Consider the following 25,649-nt stretch of genomic DNA (forward strand, 5'->3'; position numbering starts at 1 on the left):
TCAGGGCTCGCGGGCGCCGGACCATGGTGCTCCGTGACCGAGCACCATCCCCCTCACTCCGACGCGTCCTCCGACGCCTCTTCCGGCGCGTCCTCCGACGATTCCGGCGGCTCCGGCGGCCGGATACGCGCCCTGCTGCCCGACCTCGCCCCCTGGCACTCCTCCCGGGACTTCCGCCGCATGTGGCTGGCGGGCCTCGTCACGGTCTTCGGCAGCTTCCTGACCTTCATCGCGCTGCCGCTCCAGCTCAAGGAGCTCACCGGCTCGGCCCTCGCGGTGGGCGCGGTCGGCGCGGTCGAGCTCGTACCGCTGATCGTCTTCGGCCTCTACGGCGGCGCGCTCGCCGACGCCATGGACCGCCGCAAGCTGATCCTGTGGACGGAGGCGGGGCTCGCCGTCCTGAGCACGCTGCTGCTGCTCAACACGCTGTTGCCGCATCCCATGATCTGGCCGCTGTACGTGGTCGCCGCGCTGGTCAGCGCGCTCACGGGACTCCAGCGGCCGGCGCTCCAGGCGATCGTCCCCCGGATCGTGGCGCACGAGCAGCTGCCCGCCGCGATCGCGCTGAACTCGATGCGCTGGCAGCTCGGGGCCATCGTCGGCCCCTCCCTGGCGGGCGTCGTCATCGCCTTCGCCGGACTGCCGCTGGCCTACGGGCTGGACGTGGCCACCTTCGCCGTCTCGCTCGTCCTGACCGCCGGGCTCTCCCCCTCCCCCGCCTCGCACGACGCCGAGAAGCCGTCGCTGCGCGGCATCGTGGAGGGCGCGCGCTACGCGTGGGGCCGCAAGGAGCTGCTCGGCACGTACGCGGTGGACCTGGCGGCGATGTTCTTCGCGATGCCCACCGCGATCTTCCCGTTCCTGGCGGACGAGCTCCACGCCCCCTGGGCGCTGGGCCTGATGTACGGGGCGGGCGCGGTCGGCTCCCTCGTGGTCAGCCTGACCAGCGGCTGGGTCTCCCGCGTCCACCGGCACGGCCGGATGGTCGTCCTCGCGGCGGCGGGCTGGGGTGCGGCCATGGCGGTGGCGGGATGGCTGGACGACATCTGGCCGGTGCTGTTCTTCCTGGCCGTCGCGGGCGGCTGCGACACGGTGAGCGGCCTGTTCCGCTCGGCGATCTGGGACCAGACCATCCCGGACGAGCTGCGCGGCCGCCTCGCGGGCATCGAGCTGCTGTCCTACTCGGTCGGCCCGCAGCTCGGCCAGGTCCGCGCGGGCGGCATGGCCACGCTGACGGGCGTCCGCACGTCCGTCTGGGCGGGCGGCCTGGCGTGCGTGGCGGCGGTGGGCCTGCTGGCGGTGTCCCTGCCCAAGCTCATGGCCTACGACCAGCGGACGGATCCGCACGCGGAGGCGATGCGGCGGCGCAAGGCGGCGGGGGCGACCGGGCCGGACGCGGTGGCGGAGGCGGCCTGAGGCCGTCCGGCACCGCCGGACTCCGCGGCCGGGGGTTGCTCGCCGTCGCGGCGGGAGGATGCCCCGGTCCCGCCCTTTCACCGTTTCCTGGGGGCAAGCCCCCGGCCCCCCGGAGGGGCGAGGGGCTTCGCCCCAGGTGGAGGCCCTACCCCTCGTCCTTCCAGCGCGGATCCTCCCGCCACTCCTCCTCCCGCTCGCGCGCCGTCTCCATCGCGTGGGACGCCTCCTCGCGCGAGCCGTACGGGCCCATGCGGTCCGCCGCCCGGCACTGCGGGCCCTCCTCGACCGTGCCGTGCTTGAGGCAGTAGTACCACTCGCCCGGTTTCCCGGCCGCGCGCCGCTTGAACAGTGCCATCAGCTCTCCTCCAGCGTGTGTTCCATCGCAACTACACTCGCAGACATGTCTGGCCAGTCGCTTCTTGTCCCGGGGAGACTCTCCCCCACCCGCCCCGTCCCCGCCTCGATCCGGCGCCCCGAGTACGTGGGGAAGCCGGCGCCGACCCCGTACGACGGCCCCGAGGTCCAGGACGCCGAGACCATCGAGAAGATGCGGATCGCGGGCGGCATCGCCGCGCGGGCGATGGAGGAGGCAGCCAAGCACATCGCCCCCGGCGTCACCACCGACGAGCTGGACCGCGTCGCGCACGAGTACATGTGCGACCACGGCGCCTACCCCTCCACGCTCGGCTACCGAGGCTTCCCCAAGTCGCTGTGCGCCTCGATCAACGAGGTCATCTGCCACGGCATCCCCGACTCGACCGTGCTGCGCGACGGCGACATCGTCAATCTCGACGTGACGGCCTACATCGGCGGCGTGCACGGCGACAACAACGCCACCTACCTCTGCGGCGACGTGGACGAGGAGTCGCGCCTCCTCGTCGAGCGCACGCGCGAGGCGCTCAACCGGGCGATCAAGGCCGTCAAGCCGGGCCGCCGGATCAACATCATCGGCCGCGTCATCGAGTCGTACGCCAAGCGTTTCGGCTACGGCGTCGTGCGCGACTTCACCGGGCACGGCATCAACTCGTCCTTCCACTCCGGCCTGATCGTCCCCCACTACGACAGCCCCCACCACGACACGCTCATCCAGCCGGGCATGACCTTCACGATCGAGCCGATGCTCACGCTGGGCACGCACGAGTACGACATGTGGGAGGACGGCTGGACGGTCGTCACCAAGGACCGGAAGCGGACGGCCCAGTTCGAGCACACGCTCGTTGTGACGGAATCGGGTGCGGAGATCCTGACCTTGCCGTAACGTGACAGCAGGATTTTGCCGACAGCATGTCGGGAAGCAATTGACTTAGGTAAGCCTAAGTAGGGAGGATGGGCGGTGGCGGCGCGCGCTCCGGCGCACCCGTTACCGCCTGTTCTCTCCCTGCTTCTTCCGCCCTCGGTCACCGGAGGTCCACCTTGGACGCCCCCGCCACGACTCCGTTCTCCACCCTCATCCGTACCGCCTCGCACGAGCAGCACACGGAAGCGGAGAACTCGTCGTTCATGAGCGACATGCTGGGCGGCCGCCTCGGGGTGGCCGCCTACCGCCGCTACACGGAGCAGCTCTGGTTCGTGTACCAGGCCCTGGAGTCCGCCTCCGGCGTCCTCGCCGACGATCCCGTGGTCGGTCCGTTCATACGGCCCGAGCTGACGCGCTCCGGCGAGCTGGAGCGCGATCTGGCCCACCTCGGCGGCCCCGGATGGCGTACGGGCATCACGCCCCTGCCCGCGACGGCGGCGTACGCGGCCCGGATCGAGGAGTGCGTCCGCGACTGGCCCGCCGGCTATGTCGCCCACCACTACACGCGCTACCTGGGCGACCTCTCCGGCGGCCAGATCATCCGCGGCACGGCCGAGAAGACGTGGGGCTTCGCCCGCAAGGGCGACGGCGTCCGCTTCTACGTCTTCGAGGGCATCCCCAACCCGGCCGCCTTCAAGCGCGAGTACCGCGAGCTGCTCGACGCCCTCCCGCTGGACGACCTGGAGAAGCAGCGCGTCATCGACGAGTGCAAGCGCGCGTTCGCCCTCAACACGGCGGTCTTCAGGGAGTTGGGCGAGGAGTTCCCGCTGAGTGCGTAGAGCGCGTTGTGGGCAGGCGTTCCGCAAGGCTGGGGGCACCTCCCAGCGGTAGCTGGGGGAGGGTGGGCACAACGCCCACGACGGCCCGCACAAGCAAACGAAACCCGCGCCCCCTGGTGACCGTAACCGGGGGGCGCGGGCTGTTCACGGGCTGCGCAGAAGGGCGTCAGCCCTTCGCGAGCACCGACCGCCGCCGCGTGGCGTAAACCGCCGCCCCACCCGCCAGCGCGAGCGCCCCCGCCCCGCCGAGGAGCGCCCCGGTGGGCACACCGGCACCCGTCGCCGCGAGCGAAGCCTCGCCGCCGGTGACGCCACCACCGCCGGCGGGCGTACCGCCTACGGCGGAGGCCGCCACCTGCCCATCGGCGGCCGGAAGCTCGGCCCCCTTGCCAACCGTGACGGCGAGGCTCACCGGGTCGAGCGCGGTCCCCTCCTTGTACATGGCGCGGCCCTCGTACGAGAAGACGCCCGCGCCCTCGGCGGTCAGCGTCGCCGGTACGGCGGAGAGGGTGACCACCCCGTCCCGCGCCTTGAGGGCGTTCGCGTCGAGCTTCAGCTTCGCGAGCGTCACCGTGCCCTTGGCGGCCACGTCCGCGCTGAGCGTGGCGTCGCCGGAACCGGACGCCTTGACCTTGAAGTTGCTGAACCGCAGGTCCAGCTGACCCTCGTGGCCCGTGAAGCGGACCTCTCCCTTGAAGGCGACGTCGAGCGTGTTCGCGGCCGCGTCGTACGTGCCGGCGGCCTTGGTGAAGCGGTAGCCGTCTGCGAGCTTCACGGCGTCGCCGAAGACCTCGGCCTTGCCCTGGGCGAAACCGCCGGTGACGTAGTCGCGGAAGGACTTCTTCAGACCCCAGTCGAGCCTGCCGTCGTTGACGGTGCCGGAGACGGGCTTGTCGTCGGCCTTGGCGGGAGCCTCCGCAGGAGCCTTGCCAGGAGCCTTGTCGTTCTTGGGATTTCCGTCACCCTTGGCGGCGGCATCGTCCTTCGACGCCCCGCCGTCCTCCGAGGGCTTCGGCTTCGGGTCCGGCTTCGGCTTCGGGTCCGGCTGGGGCTGCGGCCGGGCCTCCGTCACCGCCGTAGTCGTGAACGTCGCCTTGTCGAGCTCGGCGCCCTGCTTGTACATGGAACGGCCCTGGTACGAGAAGACCTTCGCGCCCTCGGCCGTCAGCGTCGCGGGTATCCCGTCGAACGTGACCTTGCCGCCCGCGCCCATGGTGCGCTTCGCCGCCGCCAGGTCCAGCGCGGCGATCGGCACGTCGTCCTGGGTCGCGCCGTCCTTCGTGACGTCGGCGGTGATGCGGCCGGTCTTGCCACCGGCGTCGCCCGCGAGCTTCAGGTCGGCGAAGGTGATGTCCAGTTCGCCGTCGTGGCCGGTGAAGCGCACGCCGCCCTTGAAGGTGCTGCTGACCGCGTGCGTGGACATGTCGTACGTGCCCTTGCCGTCGGCGAAGGCGAAGGAACCGTCCCCGGCGCGCTGCGCGCCGTCGGTGACCTTGATGGCGCCGTTGGCGAAGCCGCCCTCGACGTAGTCGCGGAAGGACTTCTTCAGGCCCCAGCCCAGCGTGCCGTCCTTCAGCGTCATCGGCGGCGGCCCGCCCGCCGCGTGGGCGGCCGGGGCGGCTAGGGCGGTGGCGCCCAGGGTCGCGGCGGCCGTGGCGACGGCGGCCGCGAGGGCGAGGGGGCGTCGGCGTGCGGCGACGGTCATGGTCTGTTGTCTCCTCGGTCGGGGGTGCTGGTGGATTCGGGGGAAGGGAGAGGGTCTGCGGAGGCCGCGCGGCTCGTCGCCCGGCGCCGGCGGGTCACCAGGAAGGTGGCGACCGCCGCCGCCACGACCACGGCGGCGGCCGCCGCGACGGGCACCACGGGGAAGGAAGCGGAACCGGACGCCGACGAGGAGGCCGACGAGGAGGCGGACTTCGTACGCGGCTCCGCCGGGGAGGGGGAGGAGTCGCCCGGCGCGGTGCCGAGGTCCGGCAGCGGCGGCAGCGCGGCCTTGGCGTCCAGCGAGACGGCCAGGGAGACCGGATCCATGTCCGTGCCCTCCTGGTACATCCCGCCGAAGGCCCTCGCGCCCTCGGCCGTGAGCTTCGCCGGGGCCTCGGCGACGGCGGCGAGCCCGTCCTTCTCCTCGATGCGGGAGGCGTCGAAGGTGACGAGCGGTACGCCCTTGGCGGCCGCACGGCCGCCGCCGGACGCGTCCGCCATCCCCGTCACGTCCGCCGACAGCGTGCCCCGGCCGTCCTTCACCGCGACCGTGACCCCGCCGAGGGTGAGGTCGAGGTGCCTGCCCGTGAAGCGGAGGGTGCCGGCGAACGCGGCGTCCAGAGAACCCGCGTCGTAGGTGCCCTTGCCGTGCGGGAAGCGGAAGAGCGCGCCGCCGTCCTGGGCGCCGTCGGCGAGCTTCCAGGAGCCCTGGGCGATGGACCCGGTGACGTACTCGCGGAACGTGCGCCGCACGCCCCAGTCGACGACCGCCTCCGTGAACCCGCCCTTGGGCGTCCGCTTTTCCTCCCCCGCCGTGGACGGGCTCGCGCTCGGTGCCGCCGCCCGGTCGGCGGACGCCAGGACGTCGGCGGAGAGGGTGACGGGGTCGAGGGCCGTGCCCTGGGCGTAGTAGCCGGCGAAGGCCTTGGCGCCCTGCGCGGTGAGGGTGGCCGGGACGTCGGCGAGGCCGACGTGGGTGCCGCCGCCGCGCAGGTCGACGCCGGAGACGTCGAGGGCGGCGAGCGGCACCTGCGTGGCGGTCGTGACCTCGCCCGTCCCCCTGGCCTTGCTCGTCATGTCGGCGTAGAGGGTTCCGGCGCCGCCCGCGACGCGGACGGTGGGGCGGCTGATGGTCAGGTCCAGCTCGTGGGAGCCGTCCGGCTTGCGGTGCCCGGTGAAGTGCACGCCGCCGGAGAAGGCCGCCTCGAAGGCGCCGCTTCCGGGCGTGTGGGAGCCCTTGGCGGAGTGGAAGCGGAACCGGCTGCCGCCGATCGTCGCCGCCCCGCCCTGGAGCTCCCAACCGCCCTGCGCGATGGGCCCGGTGACATAGCTCTGGAAGGAGGACTTGATCCCCCAGTCGAGCCGCCCGCCGGACACCTCCCGGGTTCCGGATGACGCGTCGCGCCCGTCCGCCGCGTGGGCGGCCGGGACGGGCGCGGGCGCGGCCACCGACAGTGCCGTCAGCAGCGCCGCGAGGAGCGCGACGACGGGCGCGCGGGCAGGTCTGGACGGCAGCATCGAGGAACCCCTCTGGAGCAATGGCGAATAAGGTAAGGCTAACCTAAGCTACAGCTCAGCGGGTGGACAGCCCATCCGGAGGAATCCGCACCGGAAAGGCGGGAACGTGTTTCAACGGCACTCGACAGGAGCCCTGTTGCGCGTCCCACGCCTCGTCGGCAGGCTCGTCGGCGCCCTCGCGGGCCTGCTCGCCATGGCCGTCGTCCTCACCGGCTGCGGCACGGCGGGCGGGGCTTCCGGAAAGCCCTCGGAAGCGCCCTCGACCGCCGACCGCGTCGAACCGCTCGCGCCGGCGCCCGCGCCCCGACTGCCCGTCACCGTGCGCTCGGCCGACGGCCGGGACGTCACCGTCGGGGGCGCCGACCGGATCGTTCCGCTGTCCGGCTCGCTCTCCGAGATCGTCTTCAGCCTCGGCCTCGGCGACCGCGTCGTGGCCCGGGACATCACCGCCACCTTCGAACAGGCCCGCCGACTGCCCGTCGTGACGCGCGCGCACGACGTCTCGGCGGAGAGCGTGCTCTCGCTCCGGCCCACGCTCGTCCTCGCCGAGGCCACCACCGGCCCGGCCGAGGCCATCGGCCAGATCCGCGCGGCGGGCGTGCCCCTCGTCGTCCTCGACCCGGCGAAGAAGCTCGGCGACGTCGGCACCCGGATCGACAAGGTGGCGGCCGCGCTCGGCGTCCCCGCCGCCGGCGCGGAACTCCGCGAGCGCGCGGAGAGCCGTATAGAGGCGGCGAAGCAAGGCGTTCCCCATGGGAAGAAGCCGCGCGTCGCCTTCCTGTACCTGCGCGGCTCGGCGTCCGTCTACCTCCTCGGCGGCGCGGGCTCGGGGGCCGACTCGCTCATCGAGGCGGCGGGCGGCGTCGACGCGGGCGTGGACTCGGGCCTGAAGAAGGACTTCACGCCCATCACCAGCGAGGCCCTCGCCAAGGCCGCGCCCGATGTGATCCTCGTGATGAGCAAGGGCCTGGACTCGGTCGGCGGCGTGGACGGGCTGCTCAGGATCCCGGGCGTCGGCCAGACCCCGGCCGGGCTCGACCGCCGGATCGCCTCCGTCGACGACGGCGTCCTGCTGAACTTCGGCCCGCGCACCGACGCCGTCCTCAAGTCCCTCGTCGAGCAGATCCACAAGGGCGGCCGGAACCACAAGGGCGGGGCGTGACATGACGACCACCGTCGAGGAAACCGTGCCACGGGCGGCGCCCCGCGCGCGTCCCGCCGTGCCCGTACTGCTGGGCTCCGCGATGGCCGTCGCCCTCGCCGTCCTCTGCCTCCTCTCCGCCGGGCTCGGCGCCTACGACATCCCCGTCGGCGACGTGCTGGGCTCGCTCCTCCACCGCGCCGGGCTCGGGGGCGCGGCCCTCGACCGCGTGGGCGAGAGCGTGCTGTGGAACGTCCGGCTGCCGCGCGTGGCGCTGGCGCTGCTGGTCGGGGCGTCGCTGGGGTGCGCGGGGGCGCTGACGCAGGGCGTGTTCGGCAACCCGCTCGCCGAGCCCGGCGTCATCGGGATCTCGTCGGGCGCGGCCGTGGGCGCGGTCGCCTCCATCTCGCTGGGCCTGAGCCTCTTCGGCACATGGACGGTGACGGTCTGCGCGTTCGTGGGCGGACTGGTGACGGTGGCGCTGGTGTACGCGCTGTCGCGGTCGGGCGGGCGTACGGAGGTGGTGACGCTCATCCTCACCGGCATCGCGGTGAACGCCTTCGCGGGCGCGCTCATCGGGCTGTGCGTCTTCGTCGCGGACAACGCGCAGATCACGCAGATCACCTTCTGGCAGCTGGGCTCCCTCGCCCAGGCGACCTGGCCCAAGGTGCTGGCCGTCCTGCCGTGCGCCCTGGCGGGGCTGGCGATCGCGCCCTGGTACGCCCGCAAGCTGGACCTGCTGGCGCTGGGCGAACGCCCGGCGCGGCACCTGGGCGTGGACGTCGAACGGCTGCGGATGGTGCTGGTACTGGTGGTCGCGCTGCTGACGGCGGCGGCGGTGGCGGTCGCGGGCATCATCACGTTCGTCGGGCTGCTGGTGCCGCATCTGCTGCGCATGGCGGCGGGCCCGGGACACCGCTTCCTCGTGCCGGGCAGCGCGCTGGGCGGCGCGCTCGTCCTCGTCGCCGCCGACCTCGCGGCCCGCACGGCCGCCCAGCCGGCGGAACTGCCCCTGGGCGTCCTGACAGCACTGTTCGGCAGCCCGTTCTTCTTCTGGCTGCTACGGAGGTCCCGGCGGAGTCAGGGGGGTTGGGCGTGAGCATCCGCACACGAGATCGGCGTCAGCCCCCGAGGGTGCCCGGCCGGGGGTCCGGGGGTTGTCCCCCGGGAAAGCACAGCTGGCTGCTACGGAGGTCCCGACGGAGTCAGGGGGGTTGGGCGTGACGCGCACGCTTTTCCGGGGGCTGCGCCGCCGCGCGCGGCGACTCCCCTCCCCCGTCCCCCTCGGCACCGTACGGGCCGAGGCCCGTGCCCTGCGGGTGCGGCTCGGCGGCCGTACCGTCCTGGCCGACGTGAACCTGCGTGTCGCCGCCGGCGAGGTCGTCGCCCTCGTCGGCCCGAACGGCGCCGGCAAGTCCACGCTGCTCGCCGCGCTCGCCCAGGACCTGCCCGCCGAGTCCGGCGAGGTACGCATCGACGGCCGTCCGGCGGACGAATGGAGCGCCGGCGAACTCGCCCTGCGCAGGGCCGTGCTGCCGCAGTCGGCCCGGCTCTCGTTCCCGTTCGCCGTCGAGGAGGTCGTCCGGATGGGCCGGGCCCCCTGGGCCGGAACGCCCGCCGAGGACGAGGACGATCCGGCCGTCCGGGAGGCGATGGCCACCGCCGAGGTGGCCGGATTCGCCTCCCGGCCGTTCGCGGAGCTGTCGGGCGGCGAACGGGCCCGGGTCGCGCTGGCCCGGGTGCTCGCGCAGCGCACCCCGCTGCTGCTGCTCGACGAGCCGACGGCCGCGCTGGACCTGCGCCACCAGGAGCTGGTGCTGCGGGTGTGCCGGGAGCGCGCGGCCGCCGGGGCCGCGGTGGTCGTCGTCCTCCACGACCTCGGGCTCGCGGGCGCCCACGCGGATCGCGTGGCCGTGCTCCACGAGGGCCGGATCGCGGCGGACGGCCCGCCCGGCCGGGTCTACGCGCCCGAATTGCTGAGTCGTGTCTATTCGCAGCCGGTCGAAGTAATTGATCATCCACGCACGGGAGAACCTTTGGTCCTGCCGAGACGGGATGGCCGAGATTTTGCCTCGTGAGAGCAGAATCACGCACCCGGTGGGGAACAGGGTAGGCAAGCCTCAGATAAGTTAGGGCGGCCTTATTCGGCCATGCTCTTTCGGCCATGACCGAGCCATGGCCGATATCCGCCCTCTCCGAGCAAGCCTGGAGCCCACATGCGAGTCCTCCGCTCCTCCGCCGTCACCGCCGTCGCCGCGGTGGCGGCCCTGACCGCCGTGTCCGGCTGTGCAGAGAAGTCCGACGGGAAGAGCTCGGACGGCGCCGTCAATGTGGCGGCCTCCGACGACAAGTGCGAGGTCTCCAAGACCACGTTCCCGGCCGGGCACGTCAAGATCAATGTGGAGAACAAGGGCTCCAAGGTCACCGAGGTTTATGTCTACGCCCCCGATGACCGAATTGTCACCGAGCGGGAGAACATAGGCCCGGGCACCAAGGCGGAGATCACGGCGACGATCAAGGCGGGTTCGTACGAAATCGCCTGCAAGCCCGGCATGAAGGGCGACGGCATCCGCCAGAAGATCACCGTCACCGGTGGCGGCGCGGAGAAGAAGAGCGACCCGGCGCTGGACAAGGCGGTCGCCGAGTACCGCAAGTACGTGCAGCAGCAGGCCGACGACACCATCCCGGCCGCGCAGAAGTTCGTGGACGCCGTGAAGAAGGGCGACCTGGACGAGGCGAAGAAGAACTACGCCTCCTCCCGCACCGGCTGGGAGCGCACCGAGCCGGTCGCCGAGTCCTTCGGGGACATCGACCCGAAGGTCGACGTCCGCGAGGACGGCCTGGAGAAGGACCAGAAGTGGACCGGCTGGCACAAGCTGGAGAAGTCGCTCTGGGACGCCAAGGCCATCACGGACGAGGACAAGGCCCTCGCCGACCAGCTGATGAAGGACCTCGAGGACTGGCGCAAGCGCGTCGGCACCGCCGAGATCACGCCGACCAGCATGGCCAACGGCGCCAAGGAGCTCCTCGACGAGGTCTACCGGAACAAGATCACCGGTGAGGAGGAGCGCTACAGCCACACCGACCTGGTCGACTTCGAGGCCAACGTCGACGGCGCCGAGAAGGCGTACGAGCTGCTGAAGCCGGTCGCCGCCAAGAACGACGCGGACCTCGTCAAGACCCTGGACGCGCAGTTCGCCGCCGTGAAGAAGGCGCTCGGCGACTACCGCGACGGCGACGGCTTCAAGTCGTACGACACCGTGGGCAAGGACGACCGCAAGAAGCTCTCGGACGCGGTGAACGCGCTGTCCGAGCCGCTGTCGAAGCTCGCCGCCGCGGTCGCGAAGTAAGGCGGGGGAACGACGATGACGGAATCCTCGAACCCGAAGTCCTCCTCCCCGGAAGCCGCGGAAGCGGCGGGGGCCACGCCGACGGGGGCCGCGGAAACGGCTGAGGCCGCCGAGGCCACCCCGACCGCCGGTGGTGTCACCGGCACGGCGACCGGCGAGGCGAAGGCCGGGGCGCCCGACCGGGCGACGGCCGAGGCGACCCGCGAGGCCGAGGCCGCCGGCGAGGCGAAGGCCGGCGCCGGGGCCGAGCCCCGGCGGGCGCCCTCGCGTCGCGCCCTGCTCGGCTGGGGCGGCGCGGGCCTCGCGCTCGGCGCCGCCGCGGCCGGCGGCACGGCCGCCGCGCTGCGCGTCGGCTCCGACGCCTCCCCCAGCGCGTCCACCGGCGACGCGGTGCCGTTCCACGGCGCCCACCAGGCCGGCATCGCCACGCCCGTCCAGGACCGGCTGCACTTCGCCTCCTTCGACGTGACGACGACCGACCGGGCCGCGCTGATCAAGCTGCTCCAGGAGTGGACGGCCGCCGCCCGGGCGATGACCGCCGGGCACGAGGTCGGCGCGGGCGCGATCAGCGCCAACGAGGAGCTGCCGCCGGACGACACCGGCGAGGCCCTCGGCCTCAAGCCGTCCCGGCTGACCCTCACCTTCGGCGTCGGCCCCGGCCTGTTCGAGAAGGACGGCAAGGACCGCTTCGGCCTGAAGGCCCGGCGTCCCCAGGCCCTCATCGACCTGCCGGCCTTCCCCGGGGACAACCTCGACGCCGCGCGCAGCGGCGGCGACCTGTGCGTCCAGGCCTGCGCCGACGACCCGCAGGTCGCGGTGCACGCGATCCGCAACCTCGCCCGCATCGGCATGGGCCGGGTGGCGATCCGCTGGTCGCAGCTGGGCTTCGGCAAGACGTCCTCGACCACGCCCGACGCCCAGACGCCCCGCAACATGATGGGCTTCAAGGACGGCACCCGGAACATCGCGGGCGACGACACCGCCCGTCTCGACAAGCACGTGTGGGTGGGCGAGAAGGACGGCCCCGACTGGATGGTCGGCGGCTCCTACCTCGTCGCGCGCCGCATCCGGATGCACATCGAGACCTGGGACCGCACCTCGCTCGCCGAGCAGGAGGACGTCTTCGGCCGTGACAAGTCCGAGGGCGCGCCCGTGGGCAAGCAGCGCGAGCACGACGAGCCGCTGCTGAAGGCGATGAAGCCGGACGCGCACGTGCGTCTCGCGCACCCGGACTCCAACAACGGTGTGACGATCCTGCGCCGCGGCTACTCCTTCACGGACGGCACGGACGGCCTGGGCCGGCTCGACGCGGGGCTCTTCTTCATCGCGTACCAGCGCGACGTCCGGGACGGTTTCGTGCCGCTGCAGACGAACCTTTCGCGCCACGACGCGCTGAACGAGTACATCCAGCACGTGGGGTCGGCGGTCTTCGCCGTCCCGCCTGGCGTCCGGGACAAGGGCGACTGGTGGGGCAAGGCCCTCTTCGCCTGACCGCTGGTCCCTTTCTGAGAGGAGATGCCGGGTGTTCGGCAACTACCTGATCGGCCTGCGCGAGGGCCTGGAGGCCAGCCTGGTCGTCTGCATCCTCGTGGCCTACCTGGTCAAGACCGGCCGCAGGGACGCCCTGCGGCCGGTGTGGACGGGCATCGCGGCGGCGGTGCTGCTGAGCATGGCCTTCGGTGCCGTGCTGCAGTTCGGTTCGCAGACGATGACGTTCAAGGCCCAGGAGGCGCTCGGCGGTTCGCTGTCGGTCATCGCCGTCGGCCTGGTGACGTGGATGGTCTTCTGGATGCGGCGCACCGCGCGGCACCTGAAGAAGGAGCTGCACGGCAAGCTCGACGCGGCGCTGGCGATGGGCACGGGCGCGCTGGTCGTCACGGCGTTCCTGGCCGTCGGCCGGGAGGGCCTGGAGACGGCGCTGTTCATCTGGACGGCCGTGCAGGCGACGAACGACGGTGTGCGGCCGCTGGTCGGCGCGCTGCTGGGGCTGCTGACGGCCGTGGTGCTGGGCTGGCTGTTCTACCGGGGCGCGCTGAAGATCAACCTGGCGAAGTTCTTCACGTGGACCGGCGGGATGCTGATCGTGGTCGCGGCGGGCGTCCTCGCCTACGGCTTCCACGACCTCCAGGAGGCCGACGTCCTGCCGGGCCTGGGGGACAAGGCGTTCGACATCAGCGAGCAGATCCCGGTCGACAGCTGGTACGGCACGCTGCTGAAGGGCGTCTTCAACTTCCAGCCGGACCCGACGTGGCTTCAGGTGGCGGTGTGGGCGCTGTACGTGGTGCCGACCCTGCTGGTGTTCTTCGCTCCGGGGCGGACGGGTAGGGTTGCGCCGTCCCGGGCAGTCACGGAGGAGTCGAAGCGCGATGAGGTTCCCGCATCGGGTGTTCCCGCGTCGGGCGGCGGTTCTGACGGTGGTGCCGGTGCTGCTGACGGCGACGGTGACCGGGTGCGTGACGGTGCACGGGGAACGGGCGGTCATCCCGGCGGTGAGCGGGAAGGCTGAGGCCGAGAAGGTCCTCCGCCGTTTCACCGACGGCTACAACGACGCGTACCGCAAGCTCGACCCGGCCCTCGTGGACCGGGTCGAGACCGGTGCGCCGGCCGAGATAGCCCGGGCCGACCTGGCGGCGCAGCGCGCGCTGACGCCGGGCGGCAACCCGGGCTATCCGCCGCTCGTCCTCGACGACGCGCGGTTCACGATCCCGAAGATGGCGGGCTGGCCGAAGTTCTTCGTCGCCGACACCCACAGCAACCGTGACCAGCACCGCTGGCTGCTGGTCTTCACCCGCGCCGACGCGGGCCGGCCGTGGAAGGCCGCGTACCTCTCGCTGCTGAAGCAGGGGAGCGTCCCGGAGTTCGCGCTGGACAAGGACGGCTACGCGCAGGCGGTGCCGGGCGAGAACAAGGAACCCCTCGCCGTACGACCGGAGGCGCTCAGCCCCGCGTACACCGACTATCTGCGCTCGGGCGCGGGCGACGTCTTCGCCCCCGGCACCTCCACCACGCAGATCCGGGCGGAGCGCGCGAAGCTCGCCCGGACGCCCACGTTCTGGGCCGAGTACATCGACACCCCGGAAAAGGCCCCGGGCTTCCCGGCCCCGGCCCTGCGCACCAAGGACGGCGGCGCGCTCGCCTTCTTCACGGCCCACCACCGCGAGCGCCGCACGGCGGTCGCGGGCGTCCGCCCGGAGGTCACCGACCCGCGCACGAAGGCGCTCCTGAAGGGCGACCTCAAGCAGGCGGTGACCTACACGCGCGTCTCGGAGTCGGCGGTCACCATCCCCCGCAAGGGCCCGGTCGTCTTCCTCAACAGAATCGAGTCCCTGACGGAGGCGCGGGCGGAGTAGGAACGCGGTTGTGGGCGGATGTTCCGCCCAGGCCCGGTTGTGGGCGGGCGTTCCGCAGGGCGGAACGGGCGGGCACAACCCGACCACCGGCCTCAGCGCCGCAAGCGCCGCTCAGCGCCCCTCAACGCCCGATAGGCCAGGGATGAGCCGGCTCGTGTTCTTGCCGCTCACCGGCGTAAGCCGCACACGCATCCGTAAGCGCCTCAAGCAACGAAAGCGGATCCGGCAGCGGCCGGTCGGACCCGAACCCGACCACCCACGCGACCCGCTCCTCCCCCGGCAGCACGGACGGCGGCAGCAGCACATAGCTGCCCCGGCAGTGCCACCGCAGCCCCGGATGCTCGTCCATCGTCTCGGGATGGCAGTCCAGCTCGCAGGGCCACCACTCGTCCTCGTCGTCGGGGGTGCCGCGGGTGGCGGTGAAGAAGAGCATGCGGTCGGGGGCGACGGTGGCGACGGGGCCGACTTCCACTCCGGCGGCCGTCAGCCGGTCCAGCGCCTGCCGGCCGGCCTCGGCCGGGACGTCGAGGACATCGTGGGCGATGCCGGTGGCGGTGACGAAGTTGGCCTCCGGCTGGCCGCGCAGCCATTTGGTGACCTTGTCGGCGTCGGTCGAGGCGAGGGTCTGCCAGGCGAAGGAGACGGGGTGCCGGCCGGGGGTGGGACACCCGATGCGTTCACAGGAACAGCCGTAGCCCGAAGGGTGCGCGGCGGGCGCCAGGGGGAACCCCGCGGCGGCCGCTGCCAGGAGCAGTTCCTCGCGGGCGGCTCCGATCGCCGCCCCCGTGCCCGTATCGCCGCCCGCTCCGCTCCTGGGGCGGCGCAGCCATTGGGAGAATCTGCTCTTGCGTTCCATCTATCCCCTCACTTCGACCGCGGTCTTCGGTCAATGCTGCCACCATCCTGCTCCTGGTGTGACCGCCGGACGCATCCGGGGGGTGTGAGACCGGCCGCGTCGGGGCCGGTTGAGGAGGCGGCATCCACGGCAAGGGCCTTCCCCACCCCATTGACAAGACGAACCGTCTCGTTCAAAGTAAAGGGCATCGCGAGACGCACCGTCTCGCCGGAGCGGTTCAGAACCGTCAGAACGAGAACGACCGGAACGAGAGGAAGACCCACCATGACTCGAGGCAACGCACGCGGCATGCTCGGCGTAGGCGGCACCCGCAGCAACCTCTCCCGCGCCTCTCTGCGCGGCGGCGGCAGGGGCGGCAGGGGGGCGGGCGGCGGCACGGACCCGAACGCGCAGAAACGCGAGCTGCTGCGCGCCCTCAAGGCGCAGCGGAACGGTGACACCAGTAGGTGAACGGGCGGCTTGTAAACCACCCGTACGGTTCATGCGCGACGCCCTCACAGCGTGGACCATTTGGGCACGCACGATCCACGTGCGTGCCCAACACCACCGTGAGGAGCGCGACTTGCGTACATCCCCGCGTGCATCCACCCCGCGCCGCTATCTGATGTGCCCGCCCACGTACTACCGGGTCACATATTCGATCAACCCCTGGATGGACCCGGGCAAGCCGGTCGACCTACAGCTCGCCCTCGCGCAGTGGGAGGAGCTCCGCGACCGCTACCGCGCCCTCGGCCACACCGTCGACGAACTCGCCCCGCGCCCCGGTCTGCCCGACATGGTCTTCGCCGCCAACGGCGCCACGGTCGTCGACGGCCGCGTCCTCGGCGCCCGCTTCGCCCACCCCGAGCGCTGGGCCGAGGCGGCGGCGCACCGGGAGTGGTTCCGCGCCCACGGCTACGAGGCGGTGCGCGAGCCGGAGCACATCAACGAGGGCGAGGGCGACTTCGCCGTCACGGCCACCTGGCTCCTCGCGGGGCGCGGCTTCCGCAGCAGCCCCCTCTCGCACCCCGAGGCCCAGGAGTTCTTCGGCCGCCCGGTGATCGGCCTCGACCTGGTGGACCCGCGCTACTACCACCTGGACACGGCCCTGTGCGTCCTCGACGACGCCGCCGACGAGGTCATGTACTACCCCGGCGCCTTCTCCGCCGGCAGCCGGGCGGTCCTGGAGCGCCTCTTCCCCGACGCGCTGATCGCGACCGAGGAGGACGCCGCGGCCCTGGGCCTCAACGCGGTGAGCGACGGGAAGCACGTCCTGCTCCCCCAGGCGGCGGTCGGCCTCTTCGACCCCCTACGAGCGAGAGGCTACGAACCGATCGGCATGGACCTCGGCGAACTCCTCAAGGGCGGCGGCAGCGTGAAGTGCTGCACGCAGGAGCTGAGGTAACGGCTCCGGGCGACCCCGCCCCCATGCCGGCCCCGGCCGTCAGTCGACCCCGGGCGGGGGCCACTCCCCGCCCCACTCCGCGTCGCGCGCCGCGCGGTAGAGCGAACCGTGCCGCTTGGTGACGGTCTCCCGGGCCAGCCCGTCCTCGGGCGTGCACAGCTCCAGCAGCACCTGGCCCTTGCGGATCTGCGGCTTCCGCACGATCCGCGAGGGCGCCGGGGGAATCTCCATGTCCCGTACCGCCGCCACGTACGAGAACTTCTCGTCCTCGTAGGGCAGCGATCCCCCCTTCACCTGCCGGTGCAGCGACGACCGGCTCACGCGCGCCGAGAAGTGGCACCAGTCCGTGCCCGGCTCAATAGGACAAGCCGCGCTGTGCGGGCAGGGAGCGGCCACCCGGAAACCGGCCGCGATCAGCCGGTCCCGCGCCTCGATGATCCGCAGATAGCCCTCGGGCGTCCCGGGCTCGACGATCACGACGGCCCGCGCCGCGCGCGCGGCGGCGTCGGTGACCGCGTGCCGGTCGGTCTCGGTGAGCTCGCCCAGCACGTACGAGACCGTGACCAGGTCCGTGCCCTCGGGCAGGTCGAGGCCGGCGTCGATGGCCCGGCGCTGCCAGCGCGCGCCGCTCAGCGCCGGCTCGGACCGTACCGTTCCGGCCAGCTCGGCGCCCAGGGCGAGCGCGGGCTCGGCCCAGTCCAGGACGGTGGTCGTCCGTGCGTCGCCCGGCCAGGCGGCGGCGACCGCCCAGGTCGCGGCACCCGTGCCGCCGCCGACGTCGACGTGGGTGGCGGGGTGGAAGTCCGGCAGCCGGTCGCGGAAGGCCTCCAGCACGGACCGCACGGCCTCGAAGGTGGCGGGCATGCGGTACGCGGCGTAGGCGGCGACGTCGGAACGGTCGCGCAGGACGGGAGTGTGGGTGGGGGTGCGCCCCCGGTAGTTGGCGATCAGCCGCTCGACGGCCTGGGCGGCCTGCTTGGGCGGCAGGCCGTCGAGGAGTCCGGCGAGGGCGGTGCGCAGGGTCTCGCCGGTGACCGGGGCCTCGCCGGTCGGCGCGTGTGCGGGGGCGTGCATTTGGCGAAGTCTATGCGGTGAGCTCATCCGATCGCCGCCGCCAGGGCCGGCACAGCCCCACGAAGCAGACCACCGCCGCGAGCGCGCAGCCGAGCTGCACGAGCGCCATCGGCACCGCCGTGTGCTCGCCCGCGATACCGACGAGCGGCGAGGCGATCGCGCCCAGCAGGAACGTGGACGTGCCCAGCAGCGCGGACGCCGACCCGGCGGCGTCCCGGGAGCGCATCAGGGCCTGGGCGTTGGTGTTGGGCATGGCCAGGCCCATGGCCGACATCAGGACGAAGAGCCCGGCGGAGACCGGGACGAGCCCCACCTCGCCCAGCACCCCGGAGGTCATCAGCAGCAGGGCCCCGGCCGCGAGGGTGATCACGGCGAGGCCGACGGCCAGCGTCTTGTCGAGGCTGACGCGTCCCACGAGCACCTTGCCGTTGATCTGGCCGACCAGGACGAGCCCGATGGAGTTGAGGCCGAAGAGCAGGCTGAAGGTCTGCGGGGAGGCGCCGTAGATGTCCTGGACGACGAACGGCGAGGCGGAGATGTAGGCGAAGAGCGCGGCGAAGGCGAAGCCGCCCGCCAGCATGTAGCCGGTGAAGACCCGGTCGGCGAGCAGCCCGCGCATCGTGCGCAGCGCCTGGCCGAGACCGCCGTCCTGACGGCGGGCGGGCGGCAGGGTCTCGTCCAGCCGCCGCCAGACGACGAGCGTGAGAAGAAGACCTATGACGGTGAGGACGACGAAGACACCCCGCCAGTCGGTCAGCCGCAGGATCTGCCCACCGATGAGCGGGGCGACGACGGGGGCGACGCCGGAGATCAGCATGAGGGTGGAGAAGAAGCGGGCCATGGCCACGCCGTCGTACAGGTCGCGGACGACGGCCCGGGCGATGACGATTCCGGCCGCCCCGGCGAGCCCCTGCGCCAGCCTGCAGCCGATCAGCAGCTCGGTCGTGGGCGCGACGACGCAGGCGGCGGTGGCGAGGACGTAGACGACCATGCCCACGAGCAGCGGGCGCCTGCGCCCCCAGCGATCACTCATCGGCCCGACGATCAGCTGGCCGAGCGCCATGCCCATGAGGCACGCGGTGAGGGTGAGCTGAATGGTGGCGGCCGGGGAGCGCAGGGCGGAGGTGACCTCGGGCAGGGCCGGGAGGTACATGTCCATGGAGAGGGGCGGCAGAGCGGTGAGCCCGCCGAGCACGAGCGTCATGACCAGCCCGGCCCGACGCCCCCGCGCCTCCGGCTCGTCACCGCGTACGCGACCGGCCGTGCCCTCGTCAACGGCCTGGGTACGGCCGGAGTCCGTCATCGTCGCTCCATGGAAGTCGCAATACTTGTAGTTTCAAATTACTTCCATGATGTCATGGCCGAGGCCGGATCCCACCCCTTACGGAGGTGAGATCCGCTACGGAATAGGGGGCCGGTGACCAAAAGTTGACCTGCTCATGAAGACACAGACGCACTCCCCCGGCACCGGCGACGTCCTCCGTTACACGGCCTTCTCCTCGGACCCGTCCGGGGGCAACCCCGCCGGTGTCGTCCTGGACGCCTCGGCCCTGGACGACTCGGCACGGCTGGCGATCGCGGCGGAGCTGGGCTACAGCGAGACGGCGTTCCTGACGGCACCGCCGGAGGGGCTGGGCGAGCCGGGACGGGCGTTCACGCTGCGCTTCTTCAGCCCGCTGGCGGAGGTGTCGTTCTGCGGCCACGCGACGGTGGCGACGGCGGTGGCGCTGGCGGAACGGAGAGGTCCGGGCGAGTTCGTCTTCGCGACGCCGGTGGGGACGGTGCCGGTGGAGGTCGACGAGCAGCTGCGCGCCACCCTGACGAGCGTGGACCCGCACACGGAAGAGGTGCCGGCGGAGACCCTGACGGAAGCCCTGGCGGCCCTGGACTGGCAGCCGGACGACCTGGACCCGGCCTTCCCGATCCGCATCGCGTACGCCGGAGCACGCCACCTGATCCTGGCGGCGGCCACCAGGCAGCGACTTTCGCACCTGGACTACGACTTCGACCGCCTGGCGACGCTGATGCGCGCCCACGACCTGACGACGGTCCAGCTGGTGTGGCGGGAGAGCGAGACGGTCTTCCACGTACGGGACCCGTTCCCGGTGGGCGGTGTCGTGGAGGACCCGGCGACGGGCGCGGCGGCGGCCGCACTGGGCGCCTACCTGCGGGAGCACGGCCTGGTGGGAGCGGCGGCCCGGCTCACCCTCCACCAGGGCGCGGACATGGGACGGCCGGGACTGCTGGGGGTGGAGCTGCGGGAGGGCGACCGGAGGGTGCGGGTGAGCGGTACGGCGACGCGAATCGCCTGAGTGCCGGCTTCACGGTTCCGGGGGCGCCATCGGGCGACGCGCGCCCCCAACCGAGCCCGCCCCACGCCTGAATGGCCAATTCCGGGTGTACGGTCCGGATGCGCGGGGGCGGCGGACGAAGCGCCCGGAGCGAGACGGCAGACGGCACCGGATCCGAGGGGGACGGCGAAGTGAACCCGGACGGAGACCCACCTCGACCACCGGCCCACGCACCCTTCTGGCCTCGCGTCTGGACGTACTGGGTGACGGGCGGCCTCGCGGTGGTCCTGGCGGCGGTGATCCCGGTCCTGCTCCAGAAGGGCCCCTTCGCCCCGAACAAGCCAACCCCCACGGCCTCCCCCACCATCCCGGCACCCCCGCGCCCGGAACTCAACACCACACCTCCACGCACCACCCCACCCACAGCCCCCACCCGGCCCCCCGTCACCGCCAGGATCACCAGCATCGTCCCCCTGGGCGCGGTCACCCCGACGGTGACGAAGGTCCAGGTGACGATGACCTGGACGGGCCTCAAGGGCCGCTCGGGCTACATCAAGTGGCACACGTACAACGACACCACCAAGCTCTCCATGAGCGAGGACAGCACCATCAGCACCCCGGCCCTCAACTGGGACAGCACGGACTGGAAGCCCACCTTCATAGTCCCGACCCCGCCGGTCCACTGGCAGCTCCAGGTGACGGCTTTCAGCCCGGAGGGAGCGCAATTGGCGACGGGCCACTCGAACTTCACGTTCAACACGGCGTAGGGGCCGCCCCCCCCTGCGGATATCCGGTCGAGGCGAGCGATCCGCGCTGCTTATCATCGAGCCTGATTTGTCGAGCGTGAGGCCATTCGCTGAGTGTGCGACCCACGCGCGCTCAGCGAGGAGAAAGCAGCAGTGGCGAGTCACCGTCGTGCGCGGCACGGTGCGCGGGCCCGACGGTCACCCCGGAAGGCTCCTCTGGCCACCGTCACGGCGGTGGTGGCCACCCTGATCACGGGTCTGGCTCTCTCACTCACGACACTGTTCGGTCACTCCGACAACTCATCCGGCCCCGACGGCGTCGACGTCGAGGCCGCCGTCGAGAAGAAGCCCACCCCGCCCACCTGGACGCGGACCTGGAACACCGCCATGGCCACGGCCTATCCGTCCGACCGAACCAATGTGACCGGCCGTCAGACGCTGCGCATGGTCGTGCACGCCGGTGTCGCCGGGGTGTCCTCCCGCATCCACCTGGTGAACACCTTCAGCAAGGAACCCGTGGCCATCGGGCGCGCCACCATCGCCCGGCAGGCGCGCGGTGCCGCCGCGGCGGCAGCCCCGATGGCCCTGACCTTCGGCGGCCGTCCGGGCACCGTCATCGCGCCCGGCGGGAGCGTCTACAGTGACGCGGTCGCGTTTCCCGTCAACGCCGACGAGAATCTGCTGGTCAGCATTTATCTCCCCAACCCCGTTCGTACGGCGCCCTATCACAAATGGGCGCTGACGACCTCGTACACATCCGCGGCCGGGGATACGGGTGACCGCACCATGGATACGGCGGACGGTGGCTTCACCACCAAATTCCCCTACTTCGCCTTTCTCGACGGCGTCGACGTCATGGCGAGCAGCGCCGGCACCGTCGTTCTCCTCGGCGATTCCCAGACCGACGGCGCCCACACCACCGCCGACGGCAATCGCCGCTGGCCCGACGCGTACGCGCGCGCACTCCGGGCGACGGACCGGGACAAGCCGATGACCGTCGTCAACGCCGGTATCTCCGGGAACCGGCTACTCGCCGACGGGGACCAGGCGGAGGCCGGTCCGAGTGCGCTCAACCGGTTCGATCGCGACGTCCTGGCCGTGCCCAACGTCAAGTCCGTCCTCCTCTACGAAGGCATCAACGACATCGGCCTCGCCGGCTCGTCCGCCCCGGAGGTCATATCCGGGATACGGCAGCTCGCCGCGCGCGCCCATTCGGCGGGGCTCACCTTCACCGTGGCCACGATTCCCCCGTTCAAGGGGTTCGAGAGGTACACCCCGGCGAAGGACAAGGTGCGGCAGGAGGTCAATGACTACATCCGCTCCACCCCGGACATCGACGCGCACGTGGACTTCGACCTGGCCACGCGCGATCCGCTGAATCCCGCCCGGCTCTTCGCCGGCTATTACGGCCGTGGCGACGACCGTCTGCATTTCAGCGACAACGGCAGCCAGGCGCTCTCGGACGCCATCGCCTCCGGCCGCTCCCCCGCCGCGCCCACGTCCAACGCTCCCCCGCAGACCGTCGTCGCCGACTTCACCGGGGACGGCATTCCCGACCTCATCACCCGTGAGGCCAACGGCGAGTTGCGACTCAGGCCCGGCAACAAGGACGTCGACGACAGCAGTCACGGCGACGGGACCTTCGGCGGCCCCAAGGCGGTCATGCACGACTGGAACTACACCCAGGTCGTGGCCGGCGACTTCGACGGCGACGGCCATGACGACCTCCTCGCGAAGGACGGCGCCGGAAACCTGCAGCTCATCAGCGGCAGTGGCAACGGCACCTTCGGCAAGCCCAAGAAGCTCCTCGACGGCTGGGCCGTCACCCAGACCGTCGCCGCCGACTTCAGCGGCGACGGAATTCCCGATCTCATCGGCCGTGGCAGCGACGGCGGCCTGTACTTCTGGCCCGGCAACCGGAAAACCGCCTTCGGCCCCGCTCGGCCCGTTCTCAAGAAGTGGAATTTCACCCGCACCGCGGCGGGCGACTTCACGGGTGACGGCAAGGCCGATCTCATTGCCGAGGACGGCGCCGGAAACCTCCAGCTCTTCACGGGCCACGATAACGGAACCTTCACCGGTCCCAAAAAGGTGCTCGGCGACTGGACGTCCCCCGGGCTCTCGGCGTTCACCCTGCGCAAGGGTGGCATCGCCCATCTCCTCGGCCGAAGCGCGGAAACGGGCGTGCTCCACACCTGGTTCAACCTGGGGAACGCCCAGTTCAGCCGCCCGCTGCGGCACCCCGACAGCTGACACCGCGCAAGGGCCGGTCGCCCCTCCCATCGGCCCAAAAAGCGGAATCTGTGATTTCACATCGGGGAATGCAACTCCACTTCTAGCCGCGCCGATCCAGGTGATATCAATAGGTCGCCCGGTCCGGCGGAGAGCGGAACCAACCATCCCGGTTTCCTTGCCGGACAGGCATGTGTGCGGTAACCGCCCACGCGCGTTTTTGCCGAACACCAAACGATTTCTTAGCGCATTCATTACGAAGGCAAGGAACAATGAAGGTTATTTCCCGCGTGCTGGCCACCGCCGTCATCGCTAGCAGTGTCGCGATCACCGGCGCCAACGCCGCGATGGCCGCCGACACCCCGCCGCCCATCGTCGAGGACTTCGAGTACCCGCAGGCGGACAAGATCTTCCAGGAGCGCGGCATCAAGCTGAAGAGCGGCGACGGGCACATCATGCTCGCCACCTGCGACAGCTCCCCGGGCCTCATCGAGGTCTACTCGCGCGGCATGCAGGAGCGCGACAAGGTCGGCCAGGGCAAGTTCTGCTTCAAGGTCAACGGCCCCTCCGGCTACCTGAGCCTGGAGCTGCCGACCGTCTACGGCGCCAAGGGCAACGACTACGCGGTCAAGGTCAACATGGTGACCTCCAACGAGTCGAAGTCCTTCGACCTCGACAAGAACAAGTGGACGCCGGTCGGCGAGAGCGCCGACCCGCAGGGCCGTGAGTTCACGCTGCTCGAGATCGTCGCGAAGAAGTAACCCACAGCAGTAACCCACAGCACGTCCTTCTCCTCGGTGGCGCGCGAGCCGGTATCCGCGCGCCACCGGCTGTTCCTCGAAGTCCTCATAGCCTCAAGGTCCGTAAGGAAAGCAACATGTCTGGCAAAGGTCCGCGCGTCGCGTGGATAGCAGGGCTCATCGCCGGTTCCGTGGCGACCGGTGCCTTCACGGCCGTTCCCGCGCAGGCCGTCGTCGGTGACGCGGCCAAGGACGGACAGTACGCCTCCACAGCGAAGCTCGACATCGGCGGGAAGCGTTCCTGCACCGGCACGCTGGTGGAGAGCCAGTGGGTGCTCACCGCCGCGAGCTGCTTCGCGGACGACCCCTCGCAGGGCTTCCGCATCACCGCCGGCGCGCCCAAGCAGCGGACCACCGTGACCGTCGGCCGCACCGACCTCACGGCGACGAGCGGCGGCGCCACCGTCGACGCCGTCGAGCTCGTGCCCCGTGGCGACCGCGACCTGGTCATGGTGAAGCTCGCCAAGCCCGTCACCGGTGTCGCCCCGGCCCCCCTGGGCACCGCCGCGCCCCGGCAGGGCGAGGACCTGCGGGTCGCCGGCTTCGGCCGCACGAAGGACGAGTGGGCCCCCACCCGCCTGAACACCGCCGCCTTCGGCGCCGGCTCCGTCGCCGCCACCACCGTCGACCTCGCCGCCAAGGCCCCCGCCGACGCCGCCCTCTGCAAGGGCGACATGGGCGGCCCGGTCCTCCGCGAGACCAACGGCACCGCCGAGCTCGTCGCCGTCGCCACCGCCTCCTGGCAGAACGGCTGCTGGGGCACCGACGGCACCCAGACCCGCACCGGCGCCGTCGCCACCCGCGTCGACGACCTCTCCGACTGGGTCCAGCAGACGTACGCCCGCACGCTGCTGGGGCGGCGCGGCTGGGGCGACGCGGTGCACCTGGCGTCGGGCTACTTCACCAGTGAGCCCACCGGCAAGCGCCGCATGGACCTGTTCGTCGCGTGGAAGGACGGCTCCGCCAGCCTCTTCCAGGGCGCCGACTACGACGACCCGAAGTACCCCTTCACCCGTGAGATCCAGCTCGAGGGCGCGGGCAGCTACTGGAAGTACGCCGTCGCGGTCACCGCCGGCCGTTACTCCGACACCGGCACCGACGGCCTGACCGTCCGCTGGAACAACGGCAAGCTCTCCACCTACACCCACGTCGACGAGAAGGGCTTCCACGAGGAGAAGACCCTCGCCGAGCCGGGCTCCTGGTGGTCCCACGCCCGTCTGATCACCTCCGGCCGCTTCAGCGCCAACGCGCTGCGCGACGACCTCCTCGTCCTCTGGGAGGACGGCTCCACGTCCATGTACACCGACACCGGTGTCAACGGCGTGAAGAAGGAGACCCAGCTCACGCTGAAGGACGACGGGTTCAAGAACGCCGTCCAGATCAACGCCGGCGAGTTCACGGGCGGCAAGACCGCCGACCTCATGATCCGCTGGAGCGACGGCCAGACGCAGATCTTCCCCGGCGGCGACACCAAGAACGACCGCACCCGCATCCAGGTCACCCCGGTCGGCTACCACTGGACGCACGCCGCCCAGATCACCGTCGGCAACTTCACCAAGCCCGGTGGCCCGCTCAACGACATCCTGGTCCGCTGGGACACCACCGACCTCAGCTACTACCCGAACGTGACCCCCAACGCCATCCCGTCCAAGGACCGGGGCCCCGTTGGCGAGGTCCAGCTCGTCGGCTGAGGCCACCTCGCACGTCTGAC

At 71.6% G+C, this 25,649-nt stretch carries 23 protein-coding genes; 17 read left to right on the forward strand and 6 right to left on the reverse strand.

Annotation, left to right across the window (positions count from 1 at the left end):
- Positions 1–123 precede the first annotated feature (123 nt).
- Positions 124–1,416 (forward strand): MFS transporter, encoded by a 1,293-nt coding sequence (locus IE096_RS14380; protein ID WP_229820282.1) that lies wholly within the window; start codon positions 124–126, stop codon positions 1,414–1,416.
- Positions 1,417–1,561: 145 nt separating this feature from the next.
- Here IE096_RS14380 and IE096_RS14385 read toward each other — a convergent pair whose 3' ends face one another.
- On the reverse strand, positions 1,562–1,771 hold the full coding sequence (locus tag IE096_RS14385; RefSeq protein ID WP_189451861.1) for a hypothetical protein: 210 nt from the start codon (positions 1,769–1,771) through the stop codon (positions 1,562–1,564).
- Between the two features lie 45 nt (positions 1,772–1,816).
- Between IE096_RS14385 and map the strand changes: the two genes are divergently transcribed.
- Together map and IE096_RS14395 are read left to right on the forward strand one after the other, a co-directional pair.
- Positions 1,817–2,674 (forward strand): type I methionyl aminopeptidase, encoded by an 858-nt coding sequence (map, locus tag IE096_RS14390; RefSeq protein ID WP_189451862.1) that lies wholly within the window; start codon positions 1,817–1,819, stop codon positions 2,672–2,674.
- Positions 2,675–2,829: 155 nt separating this feature from the next.
- Positions 2,830–3,492: a biliverdin-producing heme oxygenase gene (locus IE096_RS14395; RefSeq protein ID WP_229820185.1), complete on the forward strand. Its 663-nt coding sequence runs from the start codon at positions 2,830–2,832 to the stop codon at positions 3,490–3,492.
- A gap of 166 nt (positions 3,493–3,658) precedes the next feature.
- On the opposite strand, the gene IE096_RS14400 is transcribed toward IE096_RS14395, so the two are convergent.
- Both IE096_RS14400 and IE096_RS14405 read right to left on the reverse strand, forming a co-directional pair.
- Positions 3,659–5,197, reverse strand: coding sequence for an HtaA domain-containing protein (locus IE096_RS14400; protein ID WP_189451864.1), 1,539 nt, complete (start codon positions 5,195–5,197; stop codon positions 3,659–3,661).
- Positions 5,194–6,714, reverse strand: coding sequence for an HtaA domain-containing protein (locus tag IE096_RS14405; RefSeq protein ID WP_189451865.1), 1,521 nt, complete (start codon positions 6,712–6,714; stop codon positions 5,194–5,196). Before IE096_RS14405 ends, IE096_RS14400 begins: the two co-directional genes overlap by 4 nt.
- 193 nt (positions 6,715–6,907) lie before the next feature.
- Here IE096_RS14405 and IE096_RS14410 point away from each other — a divergent pair, with 193 nt between their 5' ends.
- From IE096_RS14410 to IE096_RS14440, 7 genes are all read left to right on the forward strand, one after another.
- Positions 6,908–7,876, forward strand: coding sequence for a heme/hemin ABC transporter substrate-binding protein (locus IE096_RS14410; protein WP_189452765.1), 969 nt, complete (start codon positions 6,908–6,910; stop codon positions 7,874–7,876).
- A gap of 1 nt (position 7,877) precedes the next feature.
- Entirely contained in the window at positions 7,878–8,954 is a 1,077-nt protein-coding gene (locus IE096_RS14415) for a FecCD family ABC transporter permease (protein WP_189451866.1), read from the forward strand.
- Positions 8,955–9,099: 145 nt separating this feature from the next.
- Positions 9,100–9,933, forward strand: coding sequence for a heme ABC transporter ATP-binding protein (locus IE096_RS14420; RefSeq protein ID WP_189452767.1), 834 nt, complete (start codon positions 9,100–9,102; stop codon positions 9,931–9,933).
- Between the two features lie 138 nt (positions 9,934–10,071).
- Positions 10,072–11,205: an iron uptake system protein EfeO gene (gene efeO, locus IE096_RS14425; RefSeq protein WP_189451867.1), complete on the forward strand. Its 1,134-nt coding sequence runs from the start codon at positions 10,072–10,074 to the stop codon at positions 11,203–11,205.
- 15 nt (positions 11,206–11,220) lie between these two features.
- The gene (gene efeB / locus IE096_RS14430) at positions 11,221–12,696 is read left to right on the forward strand and encodes an iron uptake transporter deferrochelatase/peroxidase subunit (protein WP_229820186.1); all 1,476 of its coding nucleotides are present in this window, start codon (positions 11,221–11,223) and stop codon (positions 12,694–12,696) included.
- A gap of 31 nt (positions 12,697–12,727) precedes the next feature.
- On the forward strand, positions 12,728–13,711 hold the full coding sequence (gene efeU / locus IE096_RS14435; protein WP_189451868.1) for an iron uptake transporter permease EfeU: 984 nt from the start codon (positions 12,728–12,730) through the stop codon (positions 13,709–13,711).
- Positions 13,647–14,555: an SCO2278 family lipoprotein gene (locus IE096_RS14440; RefSeq protein WP_506005073.1), complete on the forward strand. Its 909-nt coding sequence runs from the start codon at positions 13,647–13,649 to the stop codon at positions 14,553–14,555. Before efeU ends, IE096_RS14440 begins: the two co-directional genes overlap by 65 nt.
- A gap of 121 nt (positions 14,556–14,676) precedes the next feature.
- Here the strand turns inward: IE096_RS14440 and IE096_RS14445 are convergent, their stop codons facing one another.
- Positions 14,677–15,411, reverse strand: coding sequence for a bifunctional DNA primase/polymerase (locus IE096_RS14445; protein ID WP_189451870.1), 735 nt, complete (start codon positions 15,409–15,411; stop codon positions 14,677–14,679).
- Between the two features lie 264 nt (positions 15,412–15,675).
- Between IE096_RS14445 and IE096_RS14450 the strand changes: the two genes are divergently transcribed.
- Together IE096_RS14450 and ddaH are read left to right on the forward strand one after the other, a co-directional pair.
- Positions 15,676–15,861 (forward strand): DUF6243 family protein, encoded by a 186-nt coding sequence (locus tag IE096_RS14450; RefSeq protein ID WP_189451871.1) that lies wholly within the window; start codon positions 15,676–15,678, stop codon positions 15,859–15,861.
- Between the two features lie 31 nt (positions 15,862–15,892).
- Positions 15,893–16,795 (forward strand): dimethylargininase, encoded by a 903-nt coding sequence (gene ddaH, locus IE096_RS14455; RefSeq protein WP_373298123.1) that lies wholly within the window; start codon positions 15,893–15,895, stop codon positions 16,793–16,795.
- A gap of 39 nt (positions 16,796–16,834) precedes the next feature.
- Here ddaH and IE096_RS14460 read toward each other — a convergent pair whose 3' ends face one another.
- Both IE096_RS14460 and IE096_RS14465 read right to left on the reverse strand, forming a co-directional pair.
- Positions 16,835–17,869 (reverse strand): small ribosomal subunit Rsm22 family protein, encoded by a 1,035-nt coding sequence (locus IE096_RS14460; protein WP_189451872.1) that lies wholly within the window; start codon positions 17,867–17,869, stop codon positions 16,835–16,837.
- Between the two features lie 10 nt (positions 17,870–17,879).
- Positions 17,880–19,073: a multidrug effflux MFS transporter gene (locus IE096_RS14465; RefSeq protein WP_229820283.1), complete on the reverse strand. Its 1,194-nt coding sequence runs from the start codon at positions 19,071–19,073 to the stop codon at positions 17,880–17,882.
- A 235-nt stretch (positions 19,074–19,308) separates the two neighbouring features.
- Between IE096_RS14465 and IE096_RS14470 the strand changes: the two genes are divergently transcribed.
- From IE096_RS14470 to IE096_RS14490, 5 genes are all read left to right on the forward strand, one after another.
- Positions 19,309–20,181, forward strand: coding sequence for a PhzF family phenazine biosynthesis protein (locus tag IE096_RS14470; RefSeq protein ID WP_189451874.1), 873 nt, complete (start codon positions 19,309–19,311; stop codon positions 20,179–20,181).
- A 242-nt stretch (positions 20,182–20,423) separates the two neighbouring features.
- Positions 20,424–20,927: a WD40 repeat domain-containing protein gene (locus IE096_RS14475; protein ID WP_189451875.1), complete on the forward strand. Its 504-nt coding sequence runs from the start codon at positions 20,424–20,426 to the stop codon at positions 20,925–20,927.
- A 213-nt stretch (positions 20,928–21,140) separates the two neighbouring features.
- Positions 21,141–23,159: an FG-GAP-like repeat-containing protein gene (locus tag IE096_RS14480; RefSeq protein WP_189451876.1), complete on the forward strand. Its 2,019-nt coding sequence runs from the start codon at positions 21,141–21,143 to the stop codon at positions 23,157–23,159.
- A 251-nt stretch (positions 23,160–23,410) separates the two neighbouring features.
- Positions 23,411–23,899 carry a hypothetical protein gene (locus tag IE096_RS14485; RefSeq protein ID WP_189451877.1) on the forward strand — a complete coding sequence of 163 codons (489 nt, stop codon included), beginning with the start codon at positions 23,411–23,413 and terminating at the stop codon, positions 23,897–23,899.
- 116 nt (positions 23,900–24,015) lie between these two features.
- Complete coding sequence (locus tag IE096_RS14490; protein ID WP_189451878.1) at positions 24,016–25,629, forward strand: S1 family peptidase; 1,614 nt, start codon at positions 24,016–24,018, stop codon at positions 25,627–25,629.
- Positions 25,630–25,649: the final 20 nt, after the last annotated feature.

It is taken from the genome of Streptomyces abikoensis, assembly GCF_014648775.1.
In the GTDB taxonomy this organism is placed as follows: Bacteria; Actinomycetota; Actinomycetes; order Streptomycetales; family Streptomycetaceae; genus Streptomyces; species Streptomyces abikoensis.